The organism is Ensifer sp. 1H6 (assembly GCF_001976035.1).
Taxonomy (GTDB): domain Bacteria; phylum Pseudomonadota; class Alphaproteobacteria; order Rhizobiales; family Rhizobiaceae; genus Ensifer; species Ensifer canadensis.
Genome location: NZ_MOAI01000017.1, coordinates 21,796 through 45,467, shown reverse-complemented (window position 1 = coordinate 45,467; position 23,672 = coordinate 21,796). Strand labels below are relative to the sequence as shown.

19 protein-coding genes and 1 pseudogene are annotated in these 23,672 nt (G+C 62.9%); 9 read left to right on the top strand and 11 right to left on the bottom strand.

Annotation, left to right across the window (positions count from 1 at the left end; translation table 11 throughout):
• Positions 1 to 56: 56 nt before the first annotated feature.
• Together BKP54_RS20110 and BKP54_RS20105 are read right to left on the bottom strand one after the other, a co-directional pair.
• A complete protein-coding gene (locus BKP54_RS20110; RefSeq protein ID WP_025425832.1) occupies positions 57 to 521 on the bottom strand; it encodes a carboxymuconolactone decarboxylase family protein in 465 nt (154 codons plus the stop codon).
• Between the two features lie 32 nt (positions 522 to 553).
• Positions 554 to 1,057, bottom strand: coding sequence for an Rrf2 family transcriptional regulator (locus BKP54_RS20105; RefSeq protein ID WP_025425831.1), 504 nt, complete (start codon positions 1,055 to 1,057; stop codon positions 554 to 556).
• 108 nt (positions 1,058 to 1,165) lie between these two features.
• Between BKP54_RS20105 and BKP54_RS20100 the strand changes: the two genes are divergently transcribed.
• A complete protein-coding gene (locus tag BKP54_RS20100; protein ID WP_084814749.1) occupies positions 1,166 to 3,709 on the top strand; it encodes a ligase-associated DNA damage response DEXH box helicase in 2,544 nt (847 codons plus the stop codon).
• Positions 3,710 to 3,756: 47 nt separating this feature from the next.
• Positions 3,757 to 4,482, top strand: coding sequence for a ligase-associated DNA damage response endonuclease PdeM (gene pdeM / locus BKP54_RS20095; RefSeq protein WP_025425829.1), 726 nt, complete (start codon positions 3,757 to 3,759; stop codon positions 4,480 to 4,482).
• Between the two features lie 36 nt (positions 4,483 to 4,518).
• On the opposite strand, the gene BKP54_RS20090 is transcribed toward pdeM, so the two are convergent.
• The 5 genes from BKP54_RS20090 to BKP54_RS20070 form a co-directional block, all read right to left on the bottom strand.
• Positions 4,519 to 5,097: a dihydrofolate reductase family protein gene (locus BKP54_RS20090; RefSeq protein ID WP_025425828.1), complete on the bottom strand. Its 579-nt coding sequence runs from the start codon at positions 5,095 to 5,097 to the stop codon at positions 4,519 to 4,521.
• Between the two features lie 203 nt (positions 5,098 to 5,300).
• Positions 5,301 to 5,537: an Lrp/AsnC ligand binding domain-containing protein gene (locus BKP54_RS20085; RefSeq protein ID WP_025425827.1), complete on the bottom strand. Its 237-nt coding sequence runs from the start codon at positions 5,535 to 5,537 to the stop codon at positions 5,301 to 5,303.
• Positions 5,538 to 5,721: 184 nt separating this feature from the next.
• Positions 5,722 to 6,525, bottom strand: a complete 804-nt coding sequence (locus BKP54_RS20080) for a TIGR02186 family protein (protein WP_025425826.1) — start codon at positions 6,523 to 6,525, stop codon at positions 5,722 to 5,724.
• Positions 6,525 to 7,451: a sulfite exporter TauE/SafE family protein gene (locus BKP54_RS20075; protein ID WP_025425825.1), complete on the bottom strand. Its 927-nt coding sequence runs from the start codon at positions 7,449 to 7,451 to the stop codon at positions 6,525 to 6,527. The genes BKP54_RS20080 and BKP54_RS20075 overlap by 1 nt, the downstream gene beginning before the upstream one ends.
• A 247-nt stretch (positions 7,452 to 7,698) precedes the next feature.
• Positions 7,699 to 11,487: an SEL1-like repeat protein gene (locus BKP54_RS20070; protein ID WP_057204260.1), complete on the bottom strand. Its 3,789-nt coding sequence runs from the start codon at positions 11,485 to 11,487 to the stop codon at positions 7,699 to 7,701.
• A 434-nt stretch (positions 11,488 to 11,921) separates the two neighbouring features.
• Between BKP54_RS20070 and BKP54_RS20065 the strand changes: the two are divergent.
• The 4 genes and pseudogenes from BKP54_RS20065 (at position 11,922) to BKP54_RS20050 (ending at position 17,737) form a co-directional block, all read left to right on the top strand.
• A pseudogene (locus tag BKP54_RS20065) lies at positions 11,922 to 13,717 on the top strand (acyl-CoA dehydrogenase C-terminal domain-containing protein).
• 170 nt (positions 13,718 to 13,887) lie between these two features.
• Positions 13,888 to 15,096, top strand: coding sequence for an acetyl-CoA C-acetyltransferase (locus tag BKP54_RS20060; RefSeq protein ID WP_025425822.1), 1,209 nt, complete (start codon positions 13,888 to 13,890; stop codon positions 15,094 to 15,096).
• 2 nt (positions 15,097 to 15,098) lie between these two features.
• Positions 15,099 to 15,509: a YbaY family lipoprotein gene (locus BKP54_RS20055; RefSeq protein ID WP_084814748.1), complete on the top strand. Its 411-nt coding sequence runs from the start codon at positions 15,099 to 15,101 to the stop codon at positions 15,507 to 15,509.
• A gap of 11 nt (positions 15,510 to 15,520) precedes the next feature.
• The gene (locus BKP54_RS20050; protein WP_025425820.1) at positions 15,521 to 17,737 is read left to right on the top strand and encodes an FAD-dependent oxidoreductase; all 2,217 of its coding nucleotides are present in this window, start codon (positions 15,521 to 15,523) and stop codon (positions 17,735 to 17,737) included.
• A gap of 120 nt (positions 17,738 to 17,857) precedes the next feature.
• On the opposite strand, the gene BKP54_RS20045 is transcribed toward BKP54_RS20050, so the two are convergent.
• Positions 17,858 to 18,142 carry a GIY-YIG nuclease family protein gene (locus BKP54_RS20045; RefSeq protein WP_025425819.1) on the bottom strand — a complete coding sequence of 95 codons (285 nt, stop codon included), beginning with the start codon at positions 18,140 to 18,142 and terminating at the stop codon, positions 17,858 to 17,860.
• Positions 18,143 to 18,832: 690 nt separating this feature from the next.
• The gene (locus BKP54_RS20040) at positions 18,833 to 19,717 is read right to left on the bottom strand and encodes a DMT family transporter (RefSeq protein WP_025425818.1); all 885 of its coding nucleotides are present in this window, start codon (positions 19,715 to 19,717) and stop codon (positions 18,833 to 18,835) included.
• Positions 19,718 to 20,017: 300 nt separating this feature from the next.
• On the opposite strand from BKP54_RS20040, the gene BKP54_RS20035 reads away from it, so the two are divergent.
• Complete coding sequence (locus tag BKP54_RS20035) at positions 20,018 to 20,602, top strand: threonine transporter RhtB (protein WP_225906201.1); 585 nt, start codon at positions 20,018 to 20,020, stop codon at positions 20,600 to 20,602.
• A gap of 26 nt (positions 20,603 to 20,628) precedes the next feature.
• On the opposite strand, the gene BKP54_RS20030 is transcribed toward BKP54_RS20035, so the two are convergent.
• Positions 20,629 to 21,102, bottom strand: a complete 474-nt coding sequence (locus BKP54_RS20030) for an SRPBCC family protein (protein ID WP_025425816.1) — start codon at positions 21,100 to 21,102, stop codon at positions 20,629 to 20,631.
• Between the two features lie 136 nt (positions 21,103 to 21,238).
• On the opposite strand from BKP54_RS20030, the gene BKP54_RS20025 reads away from it, so the two are divergent.
• Positions 21,239 to 21,748, top strand: a complete 510-nt coding sequence (locus BKP54_RS20025; protein WP_025425815.1) for a helix-turn-helix domain-containing protein — start codon at positions 21,239 to 21,241, stop codon at positions 21,746 to 21,748.
• A gap of 3 nt (positions 21,749 to 21,751) precedes the next feature.
• On the opposite strand, the gene BKP54_RS20020 is transcribed toward BKP54_RS20025, so the two are convergent.
• Positions 21,752 to 22,840: a calcium:proton antiporter gene (locus tag BKP54_RS20020; RefSeq protein ID WP_025425814.1), complete on the bottom strand. Its 1,089-nt coding sequence runs from the start codon at positions 22,838 to 22,840 to the stop codon at positions 21,752 to 21,754.
• Between the two features lie 183 nt (positions 22,841 to 23,023).
• Between BKP54_RS20020 and BKP54_RS20015 the strand changes: the two genes are divergently transcribed.
• Positions 23,024 to 23,668, top strand: a complete 645-nt coding sequence (locus tag BKP54_RS20015) for a helix-turn-helix transcriptional regulator (RefSeq protein ID WP_025425813.1) — start codon at positions 23,024 to 23,026, stop codon at positions 23,666 to 23,668.
• The last annotated feature ends 4 nt before the right edge of the window (positions 23,669 to 23,672 follow it).

The following is a 23,672-nucleotide window of genomic DNA, read 5'->3' as shown; positions in this document are numbered from 1 at the left end:
TTGCCGATAGCCCCGAATAGACCTCGGGGCTGTGCTTTCGGCCCGCCTCGAAGGTATCAGGCGGCCTTTGCCGGCGCATCGACCGGATGCTGCGAACGCAGGCCGACGGCGACGCGATTCCAGACATTGATGACGCCGATGGCCATGGTGATCTTGGTGATCTCGGCTTCGTCAAAATGCTCTCTCAGCGGCTCGAAGTCCGCGTCGGGCGCACCGGTCTGGGCAAGGTTGGTGAGCGCTTCGGTCCAGGCGAGCACCGCGCGTTCGCGGGCATCATAGATCGGCGATTCGCGCCAGGCGCAGATCAGGTGGATCCATTGCTCGCTCATGCCGGTATGACGCGCCTCCTTCACATGCATATCGATGCAATAGGCGCAGCCGTTAATCTGCGATGCACGCAACTTGATCAGGTGGATCAGGCGCGGCTCCAGTTCGGATTCCTTGATGATGTAGCTGTCGAAGGCTGCCGCAGCCTTGTAAGCGTCGGGAGCGGCTTTGACGAAGTTCAAACGCGGATGCATGTCTTCTCCTTCAGGTGGTTGGGATCGTTGTTTCAGGCGCCGGCGGTCGACTTGCGTTCGTTGACCGCCAGGAATGTGTTGGTCCGCGCCGAGATGCTGCCGTCATCTATGGCGTTGAGATCGGCGATGATGTCACCAATGGTCACGCGCCGAAGCTCGGCGCGGTAGGCCTGCTCGGCTTTCAGCATCGCGACGTTGATCGTGCACGCCGCCTTCGGCTTGCAGGCATAGGGATGGGGGCCGCGCAACCGGATTTCGTTGCAACGAAACGCCGGCTCCGGCCCTTCGACCGCAAGCACGATATCGAGCAGGCTGATCTTTTCCGGCAGGCGGGCGAGCCGGTAGCCACCCTTCGGGCCGGGAACCGCTTCGAGCAGCCCTGCCCCGGACATGGCCTGGAGATGCTTCAGGAGATAGCTGGTTGAAACCCCGTGAAATTCGGCGAGCGCTGCCGCCGACAGCGTGCTGCCGGGCTGAAGACAGCTCAGCATCGTCATGCTGTGGATCGCCTGCTCGACACCGTCCCCGAGTTTCATTCGCCGCCTCCATATCGTGGATATTCTTTATCCACGATTTACCGAAGAGTCAATCGCCCTGGGATCGCCGAGGCCGCGGGCTTCTCTTTTGCCGGATTTGATCTACCTTTGTTCTCCGTGAACAGGATCGATTCCCCGCGCCCGCAAGGCGACGCGTTGGCCTTGCCCGCCCCCTTCCTTCGCTGGTTCGGCGAGAAGGGCTGGCAGCCGCGCGCCCACCAGCTGGAACTTCTGGCGCGGGCGGAGGCCGGCGAATGCACGCTGCTGATCGCGCCGACCGGGGCCGGCAAGACGCTCGCCGGCTTTCTCCCCTCTCTCGTCGATCTCACCCGGCGCGGAAAAATCCCTCCGGGCTCCGCCTTTACCGGCATTCACACGCTCTACCTCTCGCCGTTGAAAGCCCTTGCCGTCGACATCGAGCGCAATCTGATGAAGCCGGTCGACGAAATGGGCCTGCCGCTTCGCGTTGAAAACCGCACCGGCGACACGCCGCAGGGAAAGCGCCAGCGCCAGAAGCTCAACCCGCCCGACATCCTGCTGACGACGCCGGAGCAATTGGCGCTGCTGCTTGCCAACGGCGAGGCAGAGCGCTTTTTCCGGGATTTGCGCTACGTCGTCTTCGACGAATTGCATTCGCTGGTCACCTCGAAGCGCGGGCACCTGCTGTCGCTCGGCCTTGCCCGGCTGCGCAGACTGGCGCCCAGGCTGCAGACGATCGGGCTGTCGGCGACGGTCGCCGACCCGATGGACCTGCAGCGCTGGCTGGCGCCGCAGTCACCCGATCGAAGCGACCATGCCGGCCTCGTGACCGTTAAGGGTGGGGCCAAGCCTGATATCTCCATCCTGTGCACCGACGAACACGTCCCCTGGGCTGGACATTCGGCACGCTACGCCATCGCCGACGTCTACGCCGCGATCAAGGAGCACGGCACCACCCTGCTCTTCGTCAACACCCGCAGCCAGGCGGAGCTGCTGTTCCAGGAACTCTGGACCATCAATGACGACAACCTGCCGATCGCACTTCACCATGGCTCGCTCGATGTCGCACAGCGGCGCAAGGTCGAGGCGGCTATGTCGGAGAACCGGCTGCGCGCCGTCGTCGCCACCTCGACGCTCGACCTCGGTATCGACTGGGGCGATGTCGACCTCGTCGTGCATGTCGGCGCGCCCAAGGGGGCAAGCCGGCTCGCTCAGCGCATCGGCCGCGCCAACCACCGCATGGACGAGCCTTCGAAGGCGATCCTGGTGCCGGCCAACCGCTTCGAGGTGATGGAGTGCCAGGCGGCGCTCGACGCCAATTACATCGGTGCGCAGGATACGCCGCCGGTCGGCAAGGGCGCGCTCGACGTGCTTGCCCAGCATGTGCTCGGCATGGCTTGTGCCGCACCGTTCGGTCCCCTGTCGCTCTACGAGGAAATCACCAGCGCGTCGCCCTATGCGTCGCTCACCTGGGAAACCTTCGAGCGCGTCGTCGATTTCGTCGCGACCGGCGGTTATGCGCTGAAGACCTACGAGCGCTATGCCCGCATCCGCAAGACCAAGGAGGGGCTCTTTCGTGTTTCCAATCCGCTGGTCGCGCAGCAATACCGCCTCAATGTCGGCACCATCGTCGAATCGCCGATGCTGAACGTGCGCATGGTCAAGCGCAACCAGCGCGGTTCGCTCGGCCGCGGCGGCATGTCGCTCGGCAAGGTCGAGGAATATTTCCTCGAAATGCTGTCGCAGGGCGACACCTTCCTGTTTTCCGGCAAGGTGCTGCGTTTCGAAGGCATCCGCGAAAGCGAATGCCTCGTCAGCCAGGCGCTTTCCTTCGACCCGAAGGTACCAAGCTATGCCGGCGGCAAGTTTCCGCTGTCGACCTACCTCGCCGAACAGGTGCGCAAGATGCTGGCCGACCCGGCCCGGCGGGCGGCACTGCCCGAACAGGTCCGTGACTGGCTGTCGCTGCAGAAGGACGTATCGATGCTGCCGCGCGAGGACGAACTTTTGATCGAGACCTTTCCACGCGGCAGCCGGCACTACATGGTGATCTACGCCTTCGAGGGGCGGCTTGCACACCAGACGCTTGGCATGCTGCTCACCCGCCGGCTCGACCGTGCCGGCCTGAAACCGCTCGGTTTCGTCGCCACCGACTACTCGCTGGCGGTCTGGGCGCTGGACGATCTCGGCGCGACATTCCAACTGCGCCGCAAGGCGCTCGCCGATCTCTTCGACGAGGACATGCTTGGCGACGACCTTGAGGCCTGGCTGAACGAATCCTTTCTGCTGAAGCGGACCTTTCGCAACTGCGCGGTCATTGCCGGGCTGATCGACCAGCGACACCCTGGCAAGGAAAAGACCGGCCGCCAGGTGACCGTATCGGCCGACCTCATTTACGACGTATTGCGCGCGCACGAGCCGGACCACCTGCTGCTGGAGGCCACGCGCAACGATGCGGCAACCGGGCTTTTGGACATCGGCCGTCTTGGGGATATGCTGAAGCGAATCAAGGGCCACATCACCCATCGCCGGCTCGACCGGATCTCGCCGCTTGCCGTTCCCGTCATGCTGGAGATCGGCAAGGAGGCGATCCAGGGCGAGGCGCAGGATTTCCTGCTTTCCGAAGCCGCAGACGACCTGATCAACGAAGCGATGGGCGGCGAGCCGCTATAGAATAGCCCCGTGTTCATGCGAACACGACAAGGACGGTGAAGAGACGCATGCACAGGCTCGCTCACGCACTATCGGCTCCGACAGACGGCACGGCGGCTTCCGCGCGCGCCATCGTCCACGGCGTCGAAGCGGTCTGCGATCCGCTCGGCAGCCTCTATCTGCCGGAGACGAGAACGCTTGTCGTTTCCGATCTGCATCTCGAGAAGGGATCGGCCTTTGCCCGGCGCGGCATGATGCTGCCGCCCTACGACACCCTTGCCACCTTGCGCGTGCTCGAAGCGGCGATAACCCGCCATGACCCCAGATTGGTCATCAGCCTCGGCGACAATTTCCATGACCGGGTCGGATCCGCGGCGATGCCCGATACCTTCCGCCACATGATCGCCGCGATGGCGATGGGACGGGAATGGGTCTGGATCAATGGCAATCACGACCCCGATGGCGCCTCGGGTCTGCCCGGCATATCGCTGGACGAATTCCGACACGCCGGCCTCACCTTTCGTCATGAACCATCGAGGGGCGAGGCATCGGGGGAAGTTGCCGGCCACCTGCACCCGGCAGCGACGGTCGTCCGGCGCGAGAAATCGGTGCGCCGCGCCTGCTTTGCTACCGATGGGAAACGGCTGCTGATGCCGGCCTTCGGCGTCACCACCGGCGGCCTCGATCTGCGCCACCGGGCAATGACCGGCCTCTTCGATCGCGCCAAGCTGGTCGCCCACATGCTTGGTCGCGATCGGATCTACTCGGTCCGCTTCACAAACCTGATCGCCTGAGGCGCACCGGACTTCACGCCGGCGACGTTCGGTGTTTCAGGCCGCAACAGGTTGCGGCGCGTAACGCAGGATCACGCTGCCGGTAGAAAGCGGTCGCGCTTCCAGAAGCGCCATCGACATCGCGTTTTCGGCACTCTTGAAGAACGGCGTGCCTTTGCCAAGCCGGAGCGGAACGACGCACAGCATGATCTCGTCGATCAGATTTTCCGGCAGCAATGAATCGACCAGTTCGGCACTGCCGAAAATATAGAGGTCTTTCGCGGCTTCCTGCTTCATCCGCCGCAGTTCGCCGGCGATATCGCTGACGACACGGCTGTTGTTCCATTCTGCCCTATCCATCGTTCGCGATGCGACGATCTTTGGCAGAGCGTTCATATAGGTCTTGACCTCGCCCTCCTCCTCGGTCGTCGACCAATAGGCGGCCATGCCTTCGTAGGTCACGCGACCGAAGACCAGCGCCTCGGTCTTTTGTCCAAACTCACGGCTGAGTTCGTCTAGTTCAGGACCCCAGGCACTGTTGTGGAAATCGAGATCCCATTTCTTCGCGCCTTCGAAGTAACCGTCGAGCGTCACCAGATTCCAGACGATGAGTTTTCCATTTTTCCGCTCTTTCAAAACTGGTTGCATAATTGAAGCAGTTTGACGATATCAAACTGATATCAAATTGCAAGCAGTTTTGACCTTCGGAAAAATCGAACAGCCGTGGGTGCTCCGCCGACGGGCTGTGCAATGATCGCGGATTGTTTTCGTACAGCGCGAGAGGCGTGCCTCACCGTCGAGCGTGAGGCCTGCCGGGTAAAGCGGGGCCGCCCGCTAGCTCAGAACGCGTTGAAGGTCAGCGTCGTCAGCGAGCGGGAGATGCCCGCAACCGTGGCAATGTTGTCGTTGATGAACTTGCCGATGTCCTGGCCTTCTTCGATGTAGATCTTGAGCAGGAGGTCGTAGTCGCCGCTCGTCGAATACATTTCCGAAACGATCTCCTTGCGGTAGATCTCGTCGGCAACCTCGTAGGTCTTGCCGGGAGCGCACTGCAACTGGACGAAAATCGCTTTCATGGAGTTTCCTCTGTTTCTGCCTTGCAGCGCCGCGCGACAAGAATGACGCGCTAAGGCCGCTGCAACGCTTTAAACTGCTGCATCGTTTTCTCCTTAAATCGATTCCGATTTAAGGAACTATTCAGTAGGCCTTCTTTACCCGTCCGGCGCCCAAAAGGGAACGTCGGCCGATTGCCGCCGAGGACTATTCCTTGCGGAAGAGCAGGCTCGCGCCCCAGCCGGTGATGACAGCGAGCAGCACGGCAAAAACGCCGTAGAACAGCGGCTGCCCATGCGCCGTCTCGGTGATCACCTGCTCCAAACCCGTCTTGACCACGCGCAGCGGCAGCGCCTTGGCGGCGACGAAGGTGCCGTCGCGGAAGAGATAGGCGCGCACAACATGCACCCCGTTCGGCACGTTGGCAGGCAGGCGCACCGACGCCTTGAACAGGCTGGAGCTGATGAACTGCACACCACCGGGATCGCGCTCATAGACGCCGCTCGTCTCGCGGATGCGGCGGAAGGCATTGCGGAACTCGCCGAGATTGCTGCCGTCGCCGACGAAGCCGAGGGGCACAAGCCGCATGTGGTCGACCCCGATGCCCATGTTGCCCATTTCACCCGGTGGGGCGATCGTCTCGATGTCACGCGTGCTCGACAGCGAATAGGATTCCGGCACCAGCTCGAAGGTCATGGAGCTGGTGTTTACCCAGATTCCGAAGACGCGTTCCTTCTTGCGCACCGTCGCATTATCCTTCGGCCCCTCGAGCGAAACGATGATGTTGTATTTGCCCTGCGCCAGGAGATTGGGATTGAAACCGTCGACCGCGCCGAAGATCGTCAGATCCGCGCCGCGGAAATCCGAGGTGATGGCGATCTCGTCGGTCGAGATGCCGATCTCCAGCTTCTCGGTGAAGTCGTTGGCGTTCTCGTCCTGCAGCTGGGCACTGGCCGGAGCGGCGAAGGAGAGCGTCAGGGCTGCGAGGGCGATATTGATGAGGCGGCGCATCAGAAGCCGAACCCCGCTGACACGACCGAATAGATGTCCTTCGGCGGAATGACGAGTTCGATTGCCAGACGAATGCCGACGGCAAGCACCAGCAGCGCCAACAGCGCGCGCAGCTGCTCGCCGCGCAGCTTCTGGCCGACCCGGACGCCGTATTGCGCACCGACGACGCCGGCAATCATCAGCACGAAGGCGAGCACGATGTCGACGGTATAGTTGGTCGAGGCCTGGACGATGACCGTGTAGGCGGAGACGAAGATGATCTGGAACAGCGAGGTGCCGACAACCACATTGGTCGGGATGCGCAGGAGGTAGATCATCGCCGGGACCATGATGAAGCCACCGCCGACACCCATGACCGACGTCAGGACACCGATGCAGAAGCCGAGGGCAGCGACGGGAATGACGCTCAGATAGATCTTCGATTTCTTGAATCGCATCTTCAGCGGCAGCCGGTGAACCCAGTTGTGCTGCCCGGGACGGCGCAGCGGCGTCGCCTGGTTCTTGGCCGCCTTGCGCATGGCGCGCACGCTCTCCCACAGCATCAGGCTGCCGACCGAGCCCAAAAGCACGACATAGAGCAGCGAGATGACCAGATCGAGCTGACCGACGCGACGCAAGAGCGAGAACAGCCAGACGCCGACCGTTGCCCCGGCAAGGCCGCCGCACAGAAGCACCGTGCCGAGCTTGATGTCGATCGTGCCGCGCCGGAAGTGGGTGATGGCACCCGAGATCGAGGAGGCCACGACCTGGTTGGCGCCGGTCGCAACGGCAACCACGGGGGGAATGTTGTAGAAGATCAGGAGAGGCGTGATCAGGAACCCGCCACCGACGCCGAACATGCCCGATAGAAAGCCGACGGCCGCACCCATGCCGAGGATGATGAGTATGTTCACCGACAACTCTGCGATGGGCAGATAAATCGTCACGCCGGACCTCAATATGCCAACGGCCCGCGGTGCGGGCAAAAAACGTCACAGTGGCAAGTAATTCACCACGGAGGGGGGATTATCTCTGAAAGCCGACACCCCTCCCGAGGGCGAGGTGGCATAGGCTTCCGTCATGCGCTCCTGGGCCGGAGCTGTCAACCTTTTCAGCCACATGGCGTACAGCTTCGGCTCCGCGAACCGTGTCACCCGGTTCTGCGGCTTTATTGCGGCGGCAGACCCTGCCGGATCAGGAATTGCGCTTGAGCAATTCCTTCACCAGCTGGTCGGTGATTTCACCGGTCGGCTCCTGGCCGACGGATGTCTGGAAGGCCTTGATCGCGGCAACCGTCTTCTTGCCCATCTGGCCGTCCGGCTTGCCGGCGTCGAAGCCGTTATTGTTGAGGATCGCCTGGATGTTGCGAATGGCCTTGCTCATGTCGATCGAGGCGGTCTTGTTGGCCGGTCCTACCCAGGCATCCGGCACGTCGACCGTGTTCGCCTTGGCGTCGACCGCCTGCGGCTTCCATGCGTCGGCCTTGGCCTTGGCGCTCGAAAGTTGCTCGGGCTTCATCGCCTTGGCCACGTCGTCGCGCTTGGCCGCAGCATCCATGTCGCCCTCGCGGGCGGCGGCGGAAAACCACTTGTAGGATGCTTCAAGATCCTGCGGCACGCCGTTGCCGCGGGCATAGAGGACAGCCAGATTGAACTGGCTGTCGCGGATGCCGAGCTCGGCTGCCTTGGCAAACCATTTCGTCGCCTCGGCGAAATCCGGCGAGCCATCGCGGCCGCTGGCCAGCATGACCGCGAGATTGTGCATGGCGCTGGCATTGCCCTGCTCGGCGGCCTTCAGGTAGAGAACCTTGGCCTTGGCAGCGTCGCGCGTCAGACCCGAGCCTTTCTCATACATGCTGGCGAGCCGGTATTCGGCCGGCACGACGCCGGCGTCGGCGGCGCGCTGATACCATTTGGCGGCTTCCGCCAGATCTTCATTGACGCCGCGGCCTTCTGTGTAGCGCGCACCGATCTCGTAGAAAGCCAGGGGATCGCCACCCTTGGCGGCCGTCACCAGCGCAACCGGGCCGAAACCATCGGGCAGGACGACTTCGGCAGCCTTTGCGACCGGCGCAAAGGTTCCGGCCTGCGCGGCATCGACTGGGGCGGCCTGGAACGTCGAAGCGGCGACCGGCCCCTTGGCTTCCGGCACGGGCTGGAGCAACGGCGCCTGCGTTTCGTTTACCGCCTTCGTCGATGCGGATGTGTCGGCCGGTGGCGTCGCGGCGGCTGGCGTCTCAACGGCGCTTGACGGCTGCTCGACGGAATCGAGCGGCGCTTCGGGAATGGGCTGCAGCGCTTCGACCGGTGTTTCGGTCGCTACGGCGGCTGCCGCCGGTGCCTGGTCGCCCGCGACCTTGGTTGCGTTGGCGATCGCCGGCTGTTCAGCGACGGGCGCCAACTGCTGTTCGATGATCGCCACCGGTTCGGCAACGGGCGCATCGCTGCCCTTCAGCATGGCGCCGACGAGCGGATAGGACATGATCGCAAGCAGCACGGCGCCGACAGCCATCAAGATCGGGCGGCGATGGCGGGCAAAGGCACCACCAACGCCGCTGGCAACGCCACCGTCCTTGGTCTTGTTGAGCGTATCGGCTTCCTCGACCGCCAACTGCGCTGCCCGGCGGGCGGCGGCGATAAAGTCCGCCTTGTCGCCGTCTGCCGCCTGTTTGCCGCCGCGGTTCATCTGGCCGGCGCGAACACGCTCGAGAATCTTCTTGACGTCGGGAACACCAGAGCCCGGCTCGAGCAGCTGATTGGCCTCTTCGGGTGCCAGCATTTCGGATGGGTCGATGGAGGGGGCGGGCTCGACCAGTTGTCGTGCCAGCTCCTGTGCGGGCTCGGCACGCTTCCCGGAAAAGCGCCGGGTCAGGCCAGCAAGCAGGCCCGTGCGGGCGGTAGCCGGCCGTTCGCGCGCGCCATCGGGCTCGATGGTCGAAACCTGACCTTCGTCACCGGCGAACGCAGTCGCATGCGCAGATGCGGTGGCGGCGGCAATGACGCCGTCGTCTTCCGCCTGGAGCGCGCGGACGTTGCGCTGCAGATCCTGATAGCGGTCATCGAGATCGGCGCCGCTGAACGGGTCGTTGAATTCCGGTTGAGCTGCCTTGGGCATCGCAGCAATTTCGCGCGCCACCGGCGCCTCGTAATGCGCCGCGGCCATGGCGGGCTCGCGGCCCTCGATACGCTCGAGCTTGTCGGCGATGTGAACGAGGGTTTCATGCAGGGCTTCAAAGGTGCGCGCCGTGCGCTCGTCGCTGGAGCGGCTCAGATCTTCGAGCGTGCGCAGGTCTTCCGCCAGCGCCGAGATCGCCGCGAGATCGCCGCCACCGGCCGACTGAGGCATGCCCTTCCTGGAATATGCCTCCATCACCGCCTCGGCCGCCTGCCGCGCGGCCTCGACGATGTACTCGTCGCTGGTGGCGAAATAGTCTTCGAGCGCATTCATGCGGCTCTCGAATTCCACCGGCATGGCGGCACCCGCCTCACTGCGGGGCTGGCTGACCAGGGTCGACAGGTTGGCGATCTGCGCTTCGAGGTTGTGCAGCGCGGCGCGGTCGTCGAACGGCGCCGCATAGGTTTCTTCCAGCCGCTGCGCGATGCCAGCGAGGCGATCTTCAAGACGGTCGAAACGCGGATCGGCGACGGGGTGTGCGCTGAGCGTGTCGAGGTCGTCGATGCGGCGGGCGAGATAGTCGAGCCGCTCGGCCAGAGCATCGTTGACGCTGCCTTGATCGAGCGCTTCGATCTTGCGGGAGATGTCGTTGAGGTAGTTCGTCAGGTCCGGTTGGACATTTCGGTGGCTGCGCTCCATCAGCATGGAAAGCTGGTCGAGGCGTTCTTCCAGTCCGGCCGCAGCCTTCTCGCCGGCGAGATCCTCAACCCGTGCGGCCAAGGCTTCGAGGCGGGCACCGAGACCGGAATCAACAGGGCGGGACAATCCGTCGATCTGCCGCGAGAGGTCGCCGAGCCTGGTCTCCAGGCGATTGGCGAACCCGCCCTCGAGGCCGCTGGCACTGCGGCTGTTGGCGGCAATCGCCCGGCTGATTTCGTCAAGCCGCGCGTCGAGGTCAGCGAACTGCGACACGAGGCGCCGGTCGTCCGGCTGTATCTGGCGGCCGAGCATCTCGATCGCCTGGGCGACCGCAATCATCTTGTCTTCAAGCACGTCGACCGCAGAGCTGTTGCCCAGCGCCCCGATCTGCGACTTGATCTCGTCGAGACGGTAGGCCAGCGCCACCAGCTCGTCGTCGCGGTTCTGGTCAAAGGCGATCAACCGATCCTCGACGCCGTTCCAGCGGCTTTCCATGCGGCGAACGCTGTCTTCGCGCGCCAAGCCGTCGATCATCGCCCGCAGATCGTCAAAGTCGCTGCGCAGCGCATCCGCCTGGGCAGGCGACGCCTGGCGGCCGAGCTGCTGGATGCTGTCGGCAAGGCGCTGCATGTCGCCGCGCACGTCCTCGGCGAAGCTGTGGTCCTGGGCCTGCACCTTGATGCCGCGAATTTCGGCGCGCAGGGAGTTCATCTCGCGGGTGACGCCTTCGGTGATGTCGCGCTTGAGGTCCTGGCGCAATCCGACGAGTGCCTCGGCGATATCGTTGACGGCCGCCGCCGGCCGGGCGACGGGCGCACGTACCGGCTGGGGCCGTATATCGTCGACGTAACGCTCGGGCTCGCGCTGGGCCAGGCGATCCGGCTCGCGTTGCGGCAAACGGTCTCTCAAGGGTGGCCGCTCGCGCGACGTGCTAAGCGCCCGCTGGCGCTGCATGATTTCGGAGACGGCATCACGCGGGGATGGGATATCGCGGGGGGCGACACGCTCGCGCTCGACTGGACGGGCCGGCGGCTCGCGTCCCGCTCCGTTCATCAGGCCTTCGATCCGTGCTTCAAGCCCTTCAATCGTGCGGTTCAGGGCGTCCAGAGAGGGCCGCTCGCCATAGCTCTGGCTACCAGCGCGCTGAGGATTTGATCGCGATCCATTCATTGTGCTCTTCGCCCCTGTCCGTCGGCCATCTCGAAAGTCGCCACGGAAGGAAACGGCTTCCTTCACCCCTGCGGCACTTGCGACGTGGGCAAAGCTACAACAATGCGAGGACCGGACCGGTTGCAGCTTTGACCATCTCAACACGCACCTTTCATTAAACGTGGTAAACAAGCCGTTAACCGGCGCGGATTTTTTAACGATTTGACAGTGCTAGCTGATGGAGAGTGTTGTGCGGCGGCGATTTCACCGCGCCTTTTATCCGCAAGCGAAACTTCGATCGGGCGGTATTTTTGACGTTTACGCAAACGTCAAAATTTTGTAGCATCCTGCCAACGATGCGAGACCGCCCTCAGATGGCGGCGCATTCGGCATGTTGCAACCGGACGTCGGCCGCTTGGAGGCGGCGATCCGAAAGCGAAAAAGGCGAGGAAAGAATGCCCACCTACAAGGCACCGGTCGACGATACTCTCTTCATTCTGAACGACGTGCTCGGCATCGAGCGATACAACAACCTTCCCGGCTTTGCCGATGCGACGCCCGACATGATCGAAGCAATCGTCGGCGAAGCCGCCAAGCTTGCGGAAGAAGTGCTGTTTCCGGTCAATCTTTCCGGCGACCAGGAAGGCTGCAAGCGGCACGACGACGGCTCGGTCAGCGTGCCCAAGGGCTTCAAGCAGGCTTTTGATCTCTACCGCGAAGGCGGCTGGCTCGGGCTTTCGGTGCCAGAGGAATTCGGCGGCCAGGGCCTGCCCTACACGCTGCACACCGCCGTCGGCGAATATATGTCCTCGGCCAACATGGCGCTGACGATGTATCCCGGCCTGACCCAGGGCGCGATCGCTGCGATCCTCGTCCATGGCTCGGATGAGCAGAAGCGGGCCTATCTGCCGAAGATGGTGGACGGCACCTGGACCGGCACGATGAACCTGACGGAGCCGCATTGCGGCACCGACCTCGGCCTCCTGCGCAGCAAGGCCGTGCCCGATGGCAACGGCGCCTACAAGATTTCCGGCCAGAAGATCTTCATCTCCGCCGGCGAACACGACATGTCGCAGAACATCATCCATTTGGTGCTTGCCCGCATCGAGGGCGCGCCGGATGGCGTGAAGGGCATTTCCCTGTTCATCGTGCCGAAGTTCAAGCTCACCGCCGACGGCGAGCCGGGCGAGCGCAATGGCGTCTCCTGCGGCGCCATCGAGCACAAGATGGGGATTCACGGCAACTCGACCTGCGTCATGAACTATGACGAGGCGGAAGGCTACCTCATCGGCACGGAGAACAAAGGCCTCAACGCCATGTTCGTGATGATGAACGAAGCCCGTCTCGGTGTCGGCCTGCAGGGCCTGTCGGTCGCCGAAATCGCCTACCAGAACGCCGCCAACTATGCCCGCGACCGCATCCAGGGCCGCTCGCTTTCCGGCCCGAAGGCGCCGGACAAAAAGGCCGACCCGATCATCGTGCATCCGGATGTGCGCCGCACGCTGATGACGATCCGCGCCTTCAACGAGGCCGGACGCGCCTTTACCCTTTGGACTGCTCTCAAATCCGATATCGCCCACCGCTCCGACAATGACGCCGACCGCCAGACGGCCGACGACATCCTCGGCCTGATGACGCCGATCCTCAAGGGCGTCCTGACCGACAAGGGCTTCGACCACGCGGTCATGGCGCAGCAGATGTTCGGCGGTCACGGCTACATCGAAGAACACGGCATGAGCCAGTATGTCCGCGATGCCCGCATCGCGATGATCTACGAAGGTGCCAACGGCATCCAGGCGCTCGACCTCGTCGGCCGCAAGCTCGGCCTCAACGGCGGCCGTGCCGTCATGGCGCTGTTCAAGGAAATCGGCGATTTCTGCGAGGAAAACCGCGGTAACGAGAAGCTTTCCACCTACACCAAGGCGCTGAAGAAAGGCCTCAACGACCTGCAGGCGTCCACCATGTGGTTCATGCAGAACGCCATGGCCAAGCCCGACAATGCCGGCGCCGCTCGACCGACTACATGCACCTCTTCGGTCTGGTCGTGCTCGGCTACATGTGGGCGAAGATCGCCAAGACCGCCGAGGAAAAACTGGCCTCTGGCGAAACGGCACGCGCGGACTATCTGAAGAACAAGCTGATTACCGCGACGTTCTTCATGGAGAGAATTCTGCCGGAAACGGCGCTGCGCAAGGCCCGCATCGAGACTGGCGCCGACACGCTGATGGCGCTCGACGCGGCGGCGTTCTGATTTCGCCGCGTTCCGATTTCTACTGCATGATTCCTTAAATCGGATCCGATCTAGGCGTAAAATTATGCAGCAAGTTTAAAGTGTTACAGCGTCCTTAGCGCGTCTGACGCGCCGCGCTGTAAGTGTTTGACGGGCGGCACCATCAGCTGCTGCCGAAAGGGAGATGAGACATGACGAAAGTCTTCGTTTACGACCACGTGCGCACGCCGCGCGGCCGTGGCAAGAAGGACGGCTCGCTGCACGAAGTGCCGTCCGTTCGCCTTGCGGCCAAGATGCTGGAGGCCGTGCGCGATCGCAACGGGCTCGATACGTCAACCGTCGACGACATCATCATGGGCTGCGTCGATCCGGTGATGGATGCCGGCGCGGTTATCCCGAAGGCAGCCGCCTTCGAAGCAGGCTATTCCACCCGCGCGCCCGGCATGCAGATCTCGCGCTTCTGCGCGTCGGGTCTCGATGCCGTCAACTTCGGCGCGGCGAAGATCGCCCAGGGCGCCGACGACATCGTCATTGCAGGCGGCGTCGAGAGCATGTCGCGCGTCGGCCTCGGCATGTCCGGCGGCTCCTGGTTCATGGACCCGTCCGTCAACCTGCCGGCCTATTTCATGCCGCAGGGCGTCTCGGCCGACCTGATCGCCACCAAGTACGGCTTCAGCCGCGACGACGTCGATGCCTACGCCGTCGAAAGCCAGAAGCGCGCAGCGCATTCCTGGGAAAAGGGTTACTTCAAGAAGTCGGTCGTGCCGGTGAAGGACCAGAACGGGCTGACCATTCTCGACCGCGACGAGCATATGCGTCCCGGCACCGACATGCAGGCGCTCGCCTCGCTCAACCCGTCGTTCCAGATGCCGGGCGAGATGGGCGGCTTTGAAGCCGTCGGCATCCAGGCGCATCCGGAAATCGAGAAGATCAACTACGTGCACCATGCCGGCAACTCGTCGGGCATCGTCGATGGCGCCGCGGCCGTGCTGCTCGGCTCCAAGGCCGGCGGCGAAAGCATGGGCCTCAAACCCCGCGCCCGCATCCGCGCCTTCGCCAATATCGGCTCCGACCCGGCGCTGATGCTGACCGGCCCGGTCGACGTGACCGAGAAGTTGCTTAAGCGCGCCGACATGAAGCTCTCCGACATCGACCTCTTCGAGCTCAACGAGGCGTTTGCCGCGGTCGTGCTGCGCTACATGCAGGCCTTCGACATTCCGCACGACAAGATCAACGTCAACGGCGGCGCGATCGCCATGGGCCATCCGCTCGGCGCTACCGGTGCGATGATCCTCGGCACGGTGCTCGACGAGCTGGAACGGCGCGATCTCAACACCGCGCTGGTGACGTTGTGCATTGGCGCCGGCATGGGCACCGCAACGATCATCGAAAGGGTCTGACGATGGTAGCCACGCGCCGCACGCTTCTCGGGCTGATGGGGCTGGGGCTGCTTGCAGTCTCAGCTTGCGTCTCCGAAGACGAAGGCGGCGACAGCTTCACGCTGACCGGTGCGATCTCCAATGTCGCCAACGGCCCGGTTCCGGCAGGCACCGTCACCATCCGGCTCGAGGAGCAGGGCGTGATGGATGTGGCCGCCAAGCTGATCGCCGAAACGTCCGTTTCGAGCGACGGCAAGGCAAACCGTGTGCCCTTCGTGCTGCAGGTGCCGAAGCCCGAACTCGACAAGGCCGGCGATGCCGGCTTCACCATCAGCGTCGAGCGCGACGGCAGGCTGATCGCCACCAACACCACCAAACAAAGTTACAGCGGCGGATCGAATATCTCGCTGCGCATCGAACCCATTCTCTACTGAGGGGGAGAACCATGACGAAGTATACCAATTTCAAGATCGAGACCGATGCCGACGGCATTGCCCTGGTCACCTGGGACATGCCTGAGAAGTCGATGAACGTCTTCACCCAGGAGGTGATGGAAGAGCTGAACGCCATCGTCGACGAGACGACGGCCGATGCCGCCGTCAAGGGCGTCGTCTTCACGTCGGGCAAGTCGTCGTTCTCCGGCGGCGCTGACCTCTCGATGATCAAGTCGATGTTCACCTTCCAGCAGGAAGAAAAGAAGAAGGACCCTGATAACGCCGCCCAGAAGCTTTTCGACCTCGTCGGCCGCATGACCGGCTTGTTCCGCAAGCTCGAAACCTCCGGCAAGCCGTGGGTGTCGGCGATCAACGGCACCTGCATGGGCGGCGCCTTCGAGCTTTCGCTCGCCTGCCACGGCCGCGTCGCCTCGAACTCCAAGTCGGTCAAGATCGCCCTGCCTGAAGTCAAGGTCGGTATCTTCCCCGGCGCCGGCGGCACCCAGCGCGTGCCGCGCCTGACCAACGCGCAGGACGCGCTGCAGATGATGACCACCGGCTCGTCGCTGACCGCGGCGCGCGCCAAGGCGCTTGGCCTGGTGCATGAAGTCGTCGACGCCGACAAGCTGGTCGAGGCTGCCAAGGCGATGATCAAGAACGGCCTGAAGCCGGTCCAGCCCTGGGACGAAAAGGGCTACAAGGTACCCGGCGGCGGCATCTGGACCCCGGCCTCGGCCCAGCTCTGGCCGGCTGCCTCCGGTATCCTGCGCCGCGAGACGCAAGGCAACTACCCAGGCGCGATCGCGATCCTCAAATGCGTCTATGAGGGCCTGCAGGTCCCCTTCGACACGGCTCTGAAGATCGAACAGCGCTACTTCACCGAGATCCTTCAGACGACCGAAGCCTTCTCGATGATCCGCTCGCTGTTCGTCTCGATGCAGGAACTCGGCAAGGGTGCCCGCCGCCCGGCCGGCGTGCCGAAGTCCGAGTTCAAGCATGTCGGCGTCGTCGGCGCCGGCTTCATGGGCGCCTCGATCGCCTATGTGACGGCCGCCGCCGGCATCGCCGTCACGCTGATCGACCGCGACATGGAAGCGGCGACCAAGGGCAAGGCCCATTCGGAGGGCCTGGTCAAGGATTCGGTCGGCAAGGGCCGCCTGACCAAGGAAGAAGGCGAAGCGCTGCTTGCGCGCATCACGCCCTCCGCAGACTACAACGACCTGAAGGATGTCGGGCTCGTCGTCGAAGCCGTGTTCGAAGACCGCCAGGTCAAGAAGGACGTGATCGAGAAGGTGGAAGCGGTGATCGGCGAAGACACGATCTTTGCCTCCAACACCTCGACGCTGCCGATCACCGGCCTTGCGAAGAACTCGAAGCGTGCCGGCCAGTTCATCGGCATCCACTTCTTCTCGCCGGTCGAGAAGATGATGCTGACGGAAGTGATCCTCGGCAAGGAGACCGGCGACAAGGCGCTCGCCGTCGCGCTCGACTATGTCGCCGCGATCAGGAAGACGCCGATCGTCGTCAACGACACGCGCGGCTTCTACGTCAACCGCTGCGTCTTCCGCTACATCCACGAAGCCTATGACATGCTGATCGAGGGCGTGCCGCCGGCGATGATCGAAAATGCCGCCAAGATGGCCGGCATGCCGGTTGGCCCGCTGTCGCTCAATGACGAAGTGGCAATCGACCTCAGCCAGAAGATCCTGAAAGCCACCGTCGCCGATCTCGGCGAAAAGGCCGTCGATCCCAAGCACATGGCGCTGATCAACAAGATGGTCGACGACCTCGACCGTCGCGGCCGCAAGAACGGCAAGGGCTTCTACGAATATCCGGCAAAGCCCGCGAAGAAGTACCTGTGGCCGGAGCTGAAGACGCTCTATCCGCAAGAGAATGCCGACAAGATCGACGTCGAGGTGCTGAAGCAGCGCTTCCTGGCAACGATCGCGCTCGAAGCGGCCCGCACCATGGAAGAAGGCATCGTCACCGATCCGCGCGAAGCCGACGTCGGCTCGATCCTCGGCTTCGGCTTTGCGCCCTACACCGGCGGCACTCTCTCCTACATCGACGGCATGGGCGCCAAGGCCTTCGTCAAGATGTGCGAGAAGCTTGCCAAGGACTATGGCAGCCACTTCAAGCCGACGGCACTGCTGAAGGAAATGGCCGAACGCGGCGAAACCTTCTACGGCCGCTTCGACCCCTACGGCGAGAAGAAGCAGGCGGCGTAAAAGATCCCACCGAACATGCAGACAGGCTCCTCACGGAGCCTGTTTTCGTTTGTTGGAAATCTCAGATGAGTTGGCTACATCGCGACATAAGGTGCCGCAGAAGCGACCCTCGCCAATTTGTCACCACAATTCCTCATAGAGATCGCGCCAGTCCGGATTCATGCGCTCGATCAGGTCGAGTTTCCATTGGCGATACCAGCGCTTCAGAGATTTCTCACGCTGGATTGCAGAGCCGATCTGAAGGTGCTCTTCGTACCAAACCAACCGGGCGCACCCGTATTTTGAAGTGAACCCGGGCATCAAGCCTTCGCGATGCTCATAGATCCGGCGCGCAAGATCGGATGTTACGCCGATGTAGAGCGTCCCTTTCTTCTGATTGGTCACGATGTAGACATAGCCCGCCATGCGCGCGAATAGTGATGGCCGCTGCTCGTTCTGGTCAAGTCCAGATCGGAGTGGCGAGATGCATTGGTGATGCGGGAAAACAACCGGGATAAGAGAGGACCAATGATCCTCGCAATACACCCTTGCGTTATTGCTCGGGCGCATGGATCCTCGGGTCAAGCCCGAGGATGACTGTCGGAGGACGAGCCGATTTCCTTTTGATCCGAGAATAGGTGCGTCTTCTACTCTGGCAGGCTTCCCTTGGTGCCTGTCCGCGTCGCGAACGCTGGCGCAGAGAAACGTCTTCCCGTCGGGGAAAATGAAGCGTTCCGGCACCGCGACATGGGGCACTGAACGCACTTTGAGCATCACTTCGGTAGCATTTGTCTTCAGCCGGCCCTCCACCCGTCATCCTCGGGCTTGACCCGAGGATCCAGACCCGTTCGCGGCGCTAACCGATCGGTCCTTGCGTCAAGCCCGAGGAGCGCGGAGGAGAGAACGTTGCCGCGCGCCGGCAATCTTCTGCGCAGTCACTGCTGCCGTCGGGCGCTACCAAAGCACCGGCGCATCGGCGCGATTGGCCGGATCGGCCCAGTAAAGCGACGTCAGGACTTTGGCGAGGTGGCCGAATTCGGTGTAGCAATGCTGGAGCAGACCGGGCCGATGGCATCATGCCAGCTGGACAATCGAGCTACCGCTGCTTGAGGCGGGCTAAACCTCGGCAACCACCCGCCGATGGGCCAAGCGCTCGCCGACAATGATCGTCAGTCCGGCGACGAAGATAAGGCCGGCGCCGGCAAAGACGTTGCTCGCCGGAATATCGCCCCAGATCAGGAAGCCGAGGCCGAAGGCCCAGACGAGTGAGGTATATTCGAACGGTGCGATCACCGAGATCGGCGCCCGGCGCATGCCCTCGAACAGCGCATATTGCGCGATGCCGGCGATCACCCCCGTGCCCGCCATCAGCGCGAGATCGAACAGCGCCGGCGGCGTCCAGTAGAAGCCGACGGCAAGCCCGGTCATTGCGATGAAGAAGACGTTGGAGATCGTCATCTGCGTCAGTGTCGTCTCCTGGAGCGCGGTCTTGCGCAGCATCACCGTACCGATCGCCCAGAACACGGCGGCCATCAGCGCCAGGAAAACCGGCAGCGAGAGCCTCATGCCCGTTCCAAGCGGATCGCAGGCGATCAGCACGCCGATGAAGCCGAGCAGCACCGCGAACCAGCGGATTGGTGGCACGTCTTCCTTGAGGATCGGGACGGCCAGCAGCGTCACCACGATCGGCGCGGCGTAATAAAGCGTGGTCATTTCGGCAAGGGCGAGATCGCGGGCCGCATTGAAATAGGAAAGCCAGGCGGCCAGCAGCAACAGGTTGCGCACGAACAGCGGCTTGACGACGGGCGACGAGATCGCGCGGCGCACGAGCCTGCCCCGGCCGATCACCAGACACAGGAGGAGAATGGTGATGCTGCGGGTAAACAGGATCTGCCAGACCGAATAGCCGACCACCAGCCATTTGACCGACGCATCCTGCAGCGAGAACAGCAAATAGGAAAACGTCGTCATCACGATGCCGGAAAGCACTGTCTTGTTCATGGAAAGCCCCGATGGCAGCCGGGAGAAAAGGCGGCAGCGCCCGTCTGATAGCGCGCCGCCGCTCAAGGCGGAAGAGGTGGCGGCAGCCTGCGCTGTGGCGAAATCTTGGAGTGTGTTCGTACTTTCGCTTGATGGAGATCAAGGCCCCGGACCGGCCTCTTCGCTACGCATGAAGCAACCAGGTCGGGGTCGGTCCCGGGAGTTATGCAGAAAGTCTCAGTGCGGCGGCAACAGGAGCGTATCCAGATTGATGCGCGATGCTGTACATGACCGCAATATCGCCGCGAAACCGGATCCTCGATGATGCAACCGCTCGCCTTCACCCTTTCCGCCCTCGTCCTCTTGGCGACGCCGGGCCCGACGAACACCTTGCTCTGGCTCTCCGGCGCCGCGGTCGGTTTTCGGCGCTCGGCGCAGCTGCTCCTAGGCGAACTCGGCGGTTATCTCGCGGTGATCATTCCAGCCGTGGCGCTGCTTGCGCCATTTCTCGCGGCGCATCCGCAGATCGGGCTCGCGCTCCGGATCGTGGCTGCCTTCTGGGTCCTTTTCCTCGCCTATGCACTGTGGACCACCGGTGACGACAACCGGGCTTCGCCCGAGATCACCACCCAACGGGTGTTCGTTACGACGCTTCTCAATCCCAAGGCCCTGATCGTAGCCCTGGTGCTTTTGCCGCAGACCGGACTGGTGGCGACGATACCGTGGATCACAGGGTTTTCGCTGCTCGTCGTTGTCGCCGGCTCGTTCTGGATCGGCGCCGGCGCCATGCTCATCCGGCTGTCGCGCGGCGCGCACATGTCCAATCTGCCGCGCCGCATTGCCGCCGTCTGTCTCGCGGTGTTCTCCTTCGGCATCGCCGGCAGCGCGCTGGCAACGATGCTTTAATGCCGCAGATCCGCAGCGATGGCAGATCAGGCGGCTTCCGCCGTCTCGCCGAGTTCGGTGCCAAGCGCGGCGATCAACTCTTCCCAGCCCTCACGCCGATAGGCGACCTGGTCGAGCCCATCAAGAAAGGCCGCCTGCTCGGTGAAGACGATACGCGTGCCGGCGCCGTGCGGCTGGATATCGACGGTTGCCACCGAAGCGGAAATCCGCCGCTCGTTCTCAGCCATCGTATAGGCCGAGATGATGCGCCGGTTCTCGACGATATCGAGGTAAACAGTGTCGTTGTGATAGAAGGTCTTGCCGTCCTTGCTGAAGCGGCCGCTCTCGCGCCCGCCGACGCGGAAGTCGTGGCTATATTCGGCGACCGGCCACCCGTCCGCCTTGACGAACCAACGGTCGTGCGCCGCCGGATCGGCGAAGGCGCGAAAGACCTGTTCGGGCGTCGCCTTGAAAACCCGTTCGATGGTGAAGCTCGCATGTTCCACGGAATTGGCACTCATGATCTTCTCCTCTTCGATCCATTTGCGCAGACGCACTAGCGCTTCCGCGCGCAGCCAGATAACTGATTTCATTTTGAAAGCAGTTGCAAGATAATTCCACTGATGCAATAATGCAAGCAGTTTTGAAAGGACCCCAATGAAAGACGATCATCGCTCCGGCTGCCCGATCAATCTCTCGCTCGAGGTCTTTGGCGACAAATGGAGCCTGCTGATCGTCCGCGACATGATCTTCGGGGGCAAAAGGCACTTCCGCGAACTGCTGCGATCGCAGGAGGGCATCTCGTCGAACATTCTTGCTGATCGGCTGAAGATGCTTGTCGAGCAGGGAATGCTGACCAAGACGGATGACCCGACGCACAAGCAGAAGGCCATCTACAGCCTCACAGAAATGACCATCGCGCTGGTGCCGATCATGGCGCATCTCGGCGCCTGGGGGCGGCGCTACCTGCCCGTCAGCGAAGAGCTCAGCATCCGGGCCGAACTGATGGAAACCGGCGGGCCTGAGCTCTGGAACCGCTTCATGGACGAGCTTCGCTACGAGCATCTCGGACTGGCCCTCGATGGTCCGCCGCGCGTGCGCGCGACATTGCAGGCAGCCTTTGAGGATGTCGTCGCCCGCAAGACCAGGGAAAACGCGGTCGCTTGAGGACTACAAACCGATAGCCGAAAGCATGACGAAGGTGGAAAACAGCACGAAATGCGTCATGCCCTCGATGGCATTGGTTTGACCGTCGTTGAGATTGATCGCTGCAACGATCAGCGTGATCGCCACCATCACCGTCTGCACCGGCGACATCGCCATGATGAAAGGCTGGCCGGTGTAAAGCGCAATCGCCTCCATCACCGGCACGGTCAGGATCACGGTCGACAGCGATGCTCCGAGCGCGATGTTGACGACCGCCTGCATGCGATTGGCAAGTGCTGCACGCATCGCCGTCATGATCTCGGGCGACGCCGAGATTGCGGCGACGACGATGGCGGCGACGGCCGGCGGCGCGCCGCTCCCCTTGAGGCCTGAGGTCAGCAGCCCCGACATGATTTCGGCAAGCGCGCCGATCAGCACCACGCCAATGAGCAGGATCACGATCGACGGCAGCACCGGCTCGTCGGGTTCACCGGCATCATCAATCCCGTCGCTCCTCGCCCGGGGGTAGCTGTAGCTGAAGAAGTAGCTGTGCACCCCCACCTGCATGCGCAGGAACAGCGTGTAGAGCATGATCATCGCGCCGATGGTGAAGGCGGAATAGAAGTGCCACCTCGCGGCCGGCACGAATTCGGGCACGACCATCGAAATGCCCATCGCCGTCAGGATCATGACGCTGTAGGTGCGCGCGGAATTGTCGTTGTAGGGTTGCTCTCCGTGTTTCAGCCCGCCAAGCAGCGCGGCAAGACCGAGAATGCCGTTGATATCGAGCATCACGGCGGAATAGATCGTGTCGCGCACCAGCGTCGGCGAACTCTCGCCGGTCATCATGATCGCCAGAATGATCACTTCCACCAGCACGGCGGACAGCGTCAGGATCATCGTGCCATAGGGGTCGCCGACCTTGGCCGCGAGGACTTCGGCGTGATGGGCGACCCGCATCGACGCCAGCACGATCGCACCCACCAATGCGGCCGCCCCAACGAGCGAAGCTACCTGCCCCATTTCGAGCAAGGGGTGCTCCAGCACAAAACCGGCAATCGCGGCAACCAAGGCGGCGAACAGCAGACGTTCGGATTTCAGCACCGCCAACAAATGAGCCCCCTCGCCGGCTAAACTCAAGCAACGACAAGGACTATAGAAGCGGGCCACTCTATTTCAATCGGAACGACCAAGGATTATTTTCCTCCCTGTTCTTTACCACCCTGGCCGGCTTGGTTAATCTACTGTCGAATAAGGACGTGCGGCCGTCGCCGCCCTGCCGCGGAACAGACATTCATGCTGTCACACGACACCATCTGGCACGCCATCGATGCGTTGGCCGAGCGCCACCAGCTCTCGCCGTCCGGGCTTGCGCGCCGCGCCGGGCTCGACCCGACGTCCTTCAACAAATCCAAGCGCCAGTCCGCCGATGGCCGCGAGCGCTGGCCGTCGACGGAATCGATCGCCAAGGTGCTGGATGCGACCGGTGCGACCATCGACCAGTTCATGGCGCTGATGCGCCCTGACGCCGCCCGAACCGAGCCGTATAAACCCGCCATACCGCTGATCGGTTTTGCCCAGGCTGGCGCTGGCGGCTTCTTCGACGATGGCGGGTTTCCGGCCGGCCAGGGCTGGGACGTCGTCGATTTCCCGGCGGCGGCCGAGCGACGCGCCGGCATCTATGCGCTCGAGATCCAGGGCGAAAGCATGCTGCCGCTCTATCGCGACGGCGACGTTCTGATCGTCGACCCGGGCGCGCAGGTCCGGCGCGGCGACCGTGTCGTGGTCAAGACCCGCGAAGGCGAGGTTATGGCGAAAATCCTGGTGCGGCATACTCCACGCAATATCGAACTGCTATCGCTCAATCCGGAACATCCCAACCGGAGTTTCGAGATGAGCGAAGTCGAATGGATTGCCCGGATCATCTGGGCCAGCCAATAGGACA

What these genes read in the sequence shown, in the direction of transcription:
- BKP54_RS20110 (WP_025425832.1), bottom strand. Translation starts at nt 521, where the DNA reads ATGCATCCGCGTTTGAACTTCGTCAAAGCCGCTCCCGACGCTTACAAG.
- BKP54_RS20105 (WP_025425831.1), bottom strand. Translation starts at nt 1,057, where the DNA reads ATGAAACTCGGGGACGGTGTCGAGCAGGCGATCCACAGCATGACGATG.
- pdeM (WP_025425829.1), top strand. Translation starts at nt 3,757, where the DNA reads ATGCACAGGCTCGCTCACGCACTATCGGCTCCGACAGACGGCACGGCG.
- BKP54_RS20085 (WP_025425827.1), bottom strand. Translation starts at nt 5,537, where the DNA reads ATGAAAGCGATTTTCGTCCAGTTGCAGTGCGCTCCCGGCAAGACCTAC.
- BKP54_RS20080 (WP_025425826.1), bottom strand. Translation starts at nt 6,525, where the DNA reads ATGCGCCGCCTCATCAATATCGCCCTCGCAGCCCTGACGCTCTCCTTC.
- BKP54_RS20070 (WP_057204260.1), bottom strand. Translation starts at nt 11,487, where the DNA reads ATGAATGGATCGCGATCAAATCCTCAGCGCGCTGGTAGCCAGAGCTAT.
- BKP54_RS20060 (WP_025425822.1), top strand. Translation starts at nt 13,888, where the DNA reads ATGACGAAAGTCTTCGTTTACGACCACGTGCGCACGCCGCGCGGCCGT.
- BKP54_RS20055 (WP_084814748.1), top strand. Translation starts at nt 15,099, where the DNA reads ATGGTAGCCACGCGCCGCACGCTTCTCGGGCTGATGGGGCTGGGGCTG.
- BKP54_RS20050 (WP_025425820.1), top strand. Translation starts at nt 15,521, where the DNA reads ATGACGAAGTATACCAATTTCAAGATCGAGACCGATGCCGACGGCATT.
- BKP54_RS20045 (WP_025425819.1), bottom strand. Translation starts at nt 18,142, where the DNA reads ATGGCGGGCTATGTCTACATCGTGACCAATCAGAAGAAAGGGACGCTC.
- BKP54_RS20040 (WP_025425818.1), bottom strand. Translation starts at nt 19,717, where the DNA reads ATGAACAAGACAGTGCTTTCCGGCATCGTGATGACGACGTTTTCCTAT.
- BKP54_RS20035 (WP_225906201.1), top strand. Translation starts at nt 20,018, where the DNA reads ATGATGCAACCGCTCGCCTTCACCCTTTCCGCCCTCGTCCTCTTGGCG.
- BKP54_RS20030 (WP_025425816.1), bottom strand. Translation starts at nt 21,102, where the DNA reads ATGAGTGCCAATTCCGTGGAACATGCGAGCTTCACCATCGAACGGGTT.
- BKP54_RS20025 (WP_025425815.1), top strand. Translation starts at nt 21,239, where the DNA reads ATGAAAGACGATCATCGCTCCGGCTGCCCGATCAATCTCTCGCTCGAG.
- BKP54_RS20015 (WP_025425813.1), top strand. Translation starts at nt 23,024, where the DNA reads ATGCTGTCACACGACACCATCTGGCACGCCATCGATGCGTTGGCCGAG.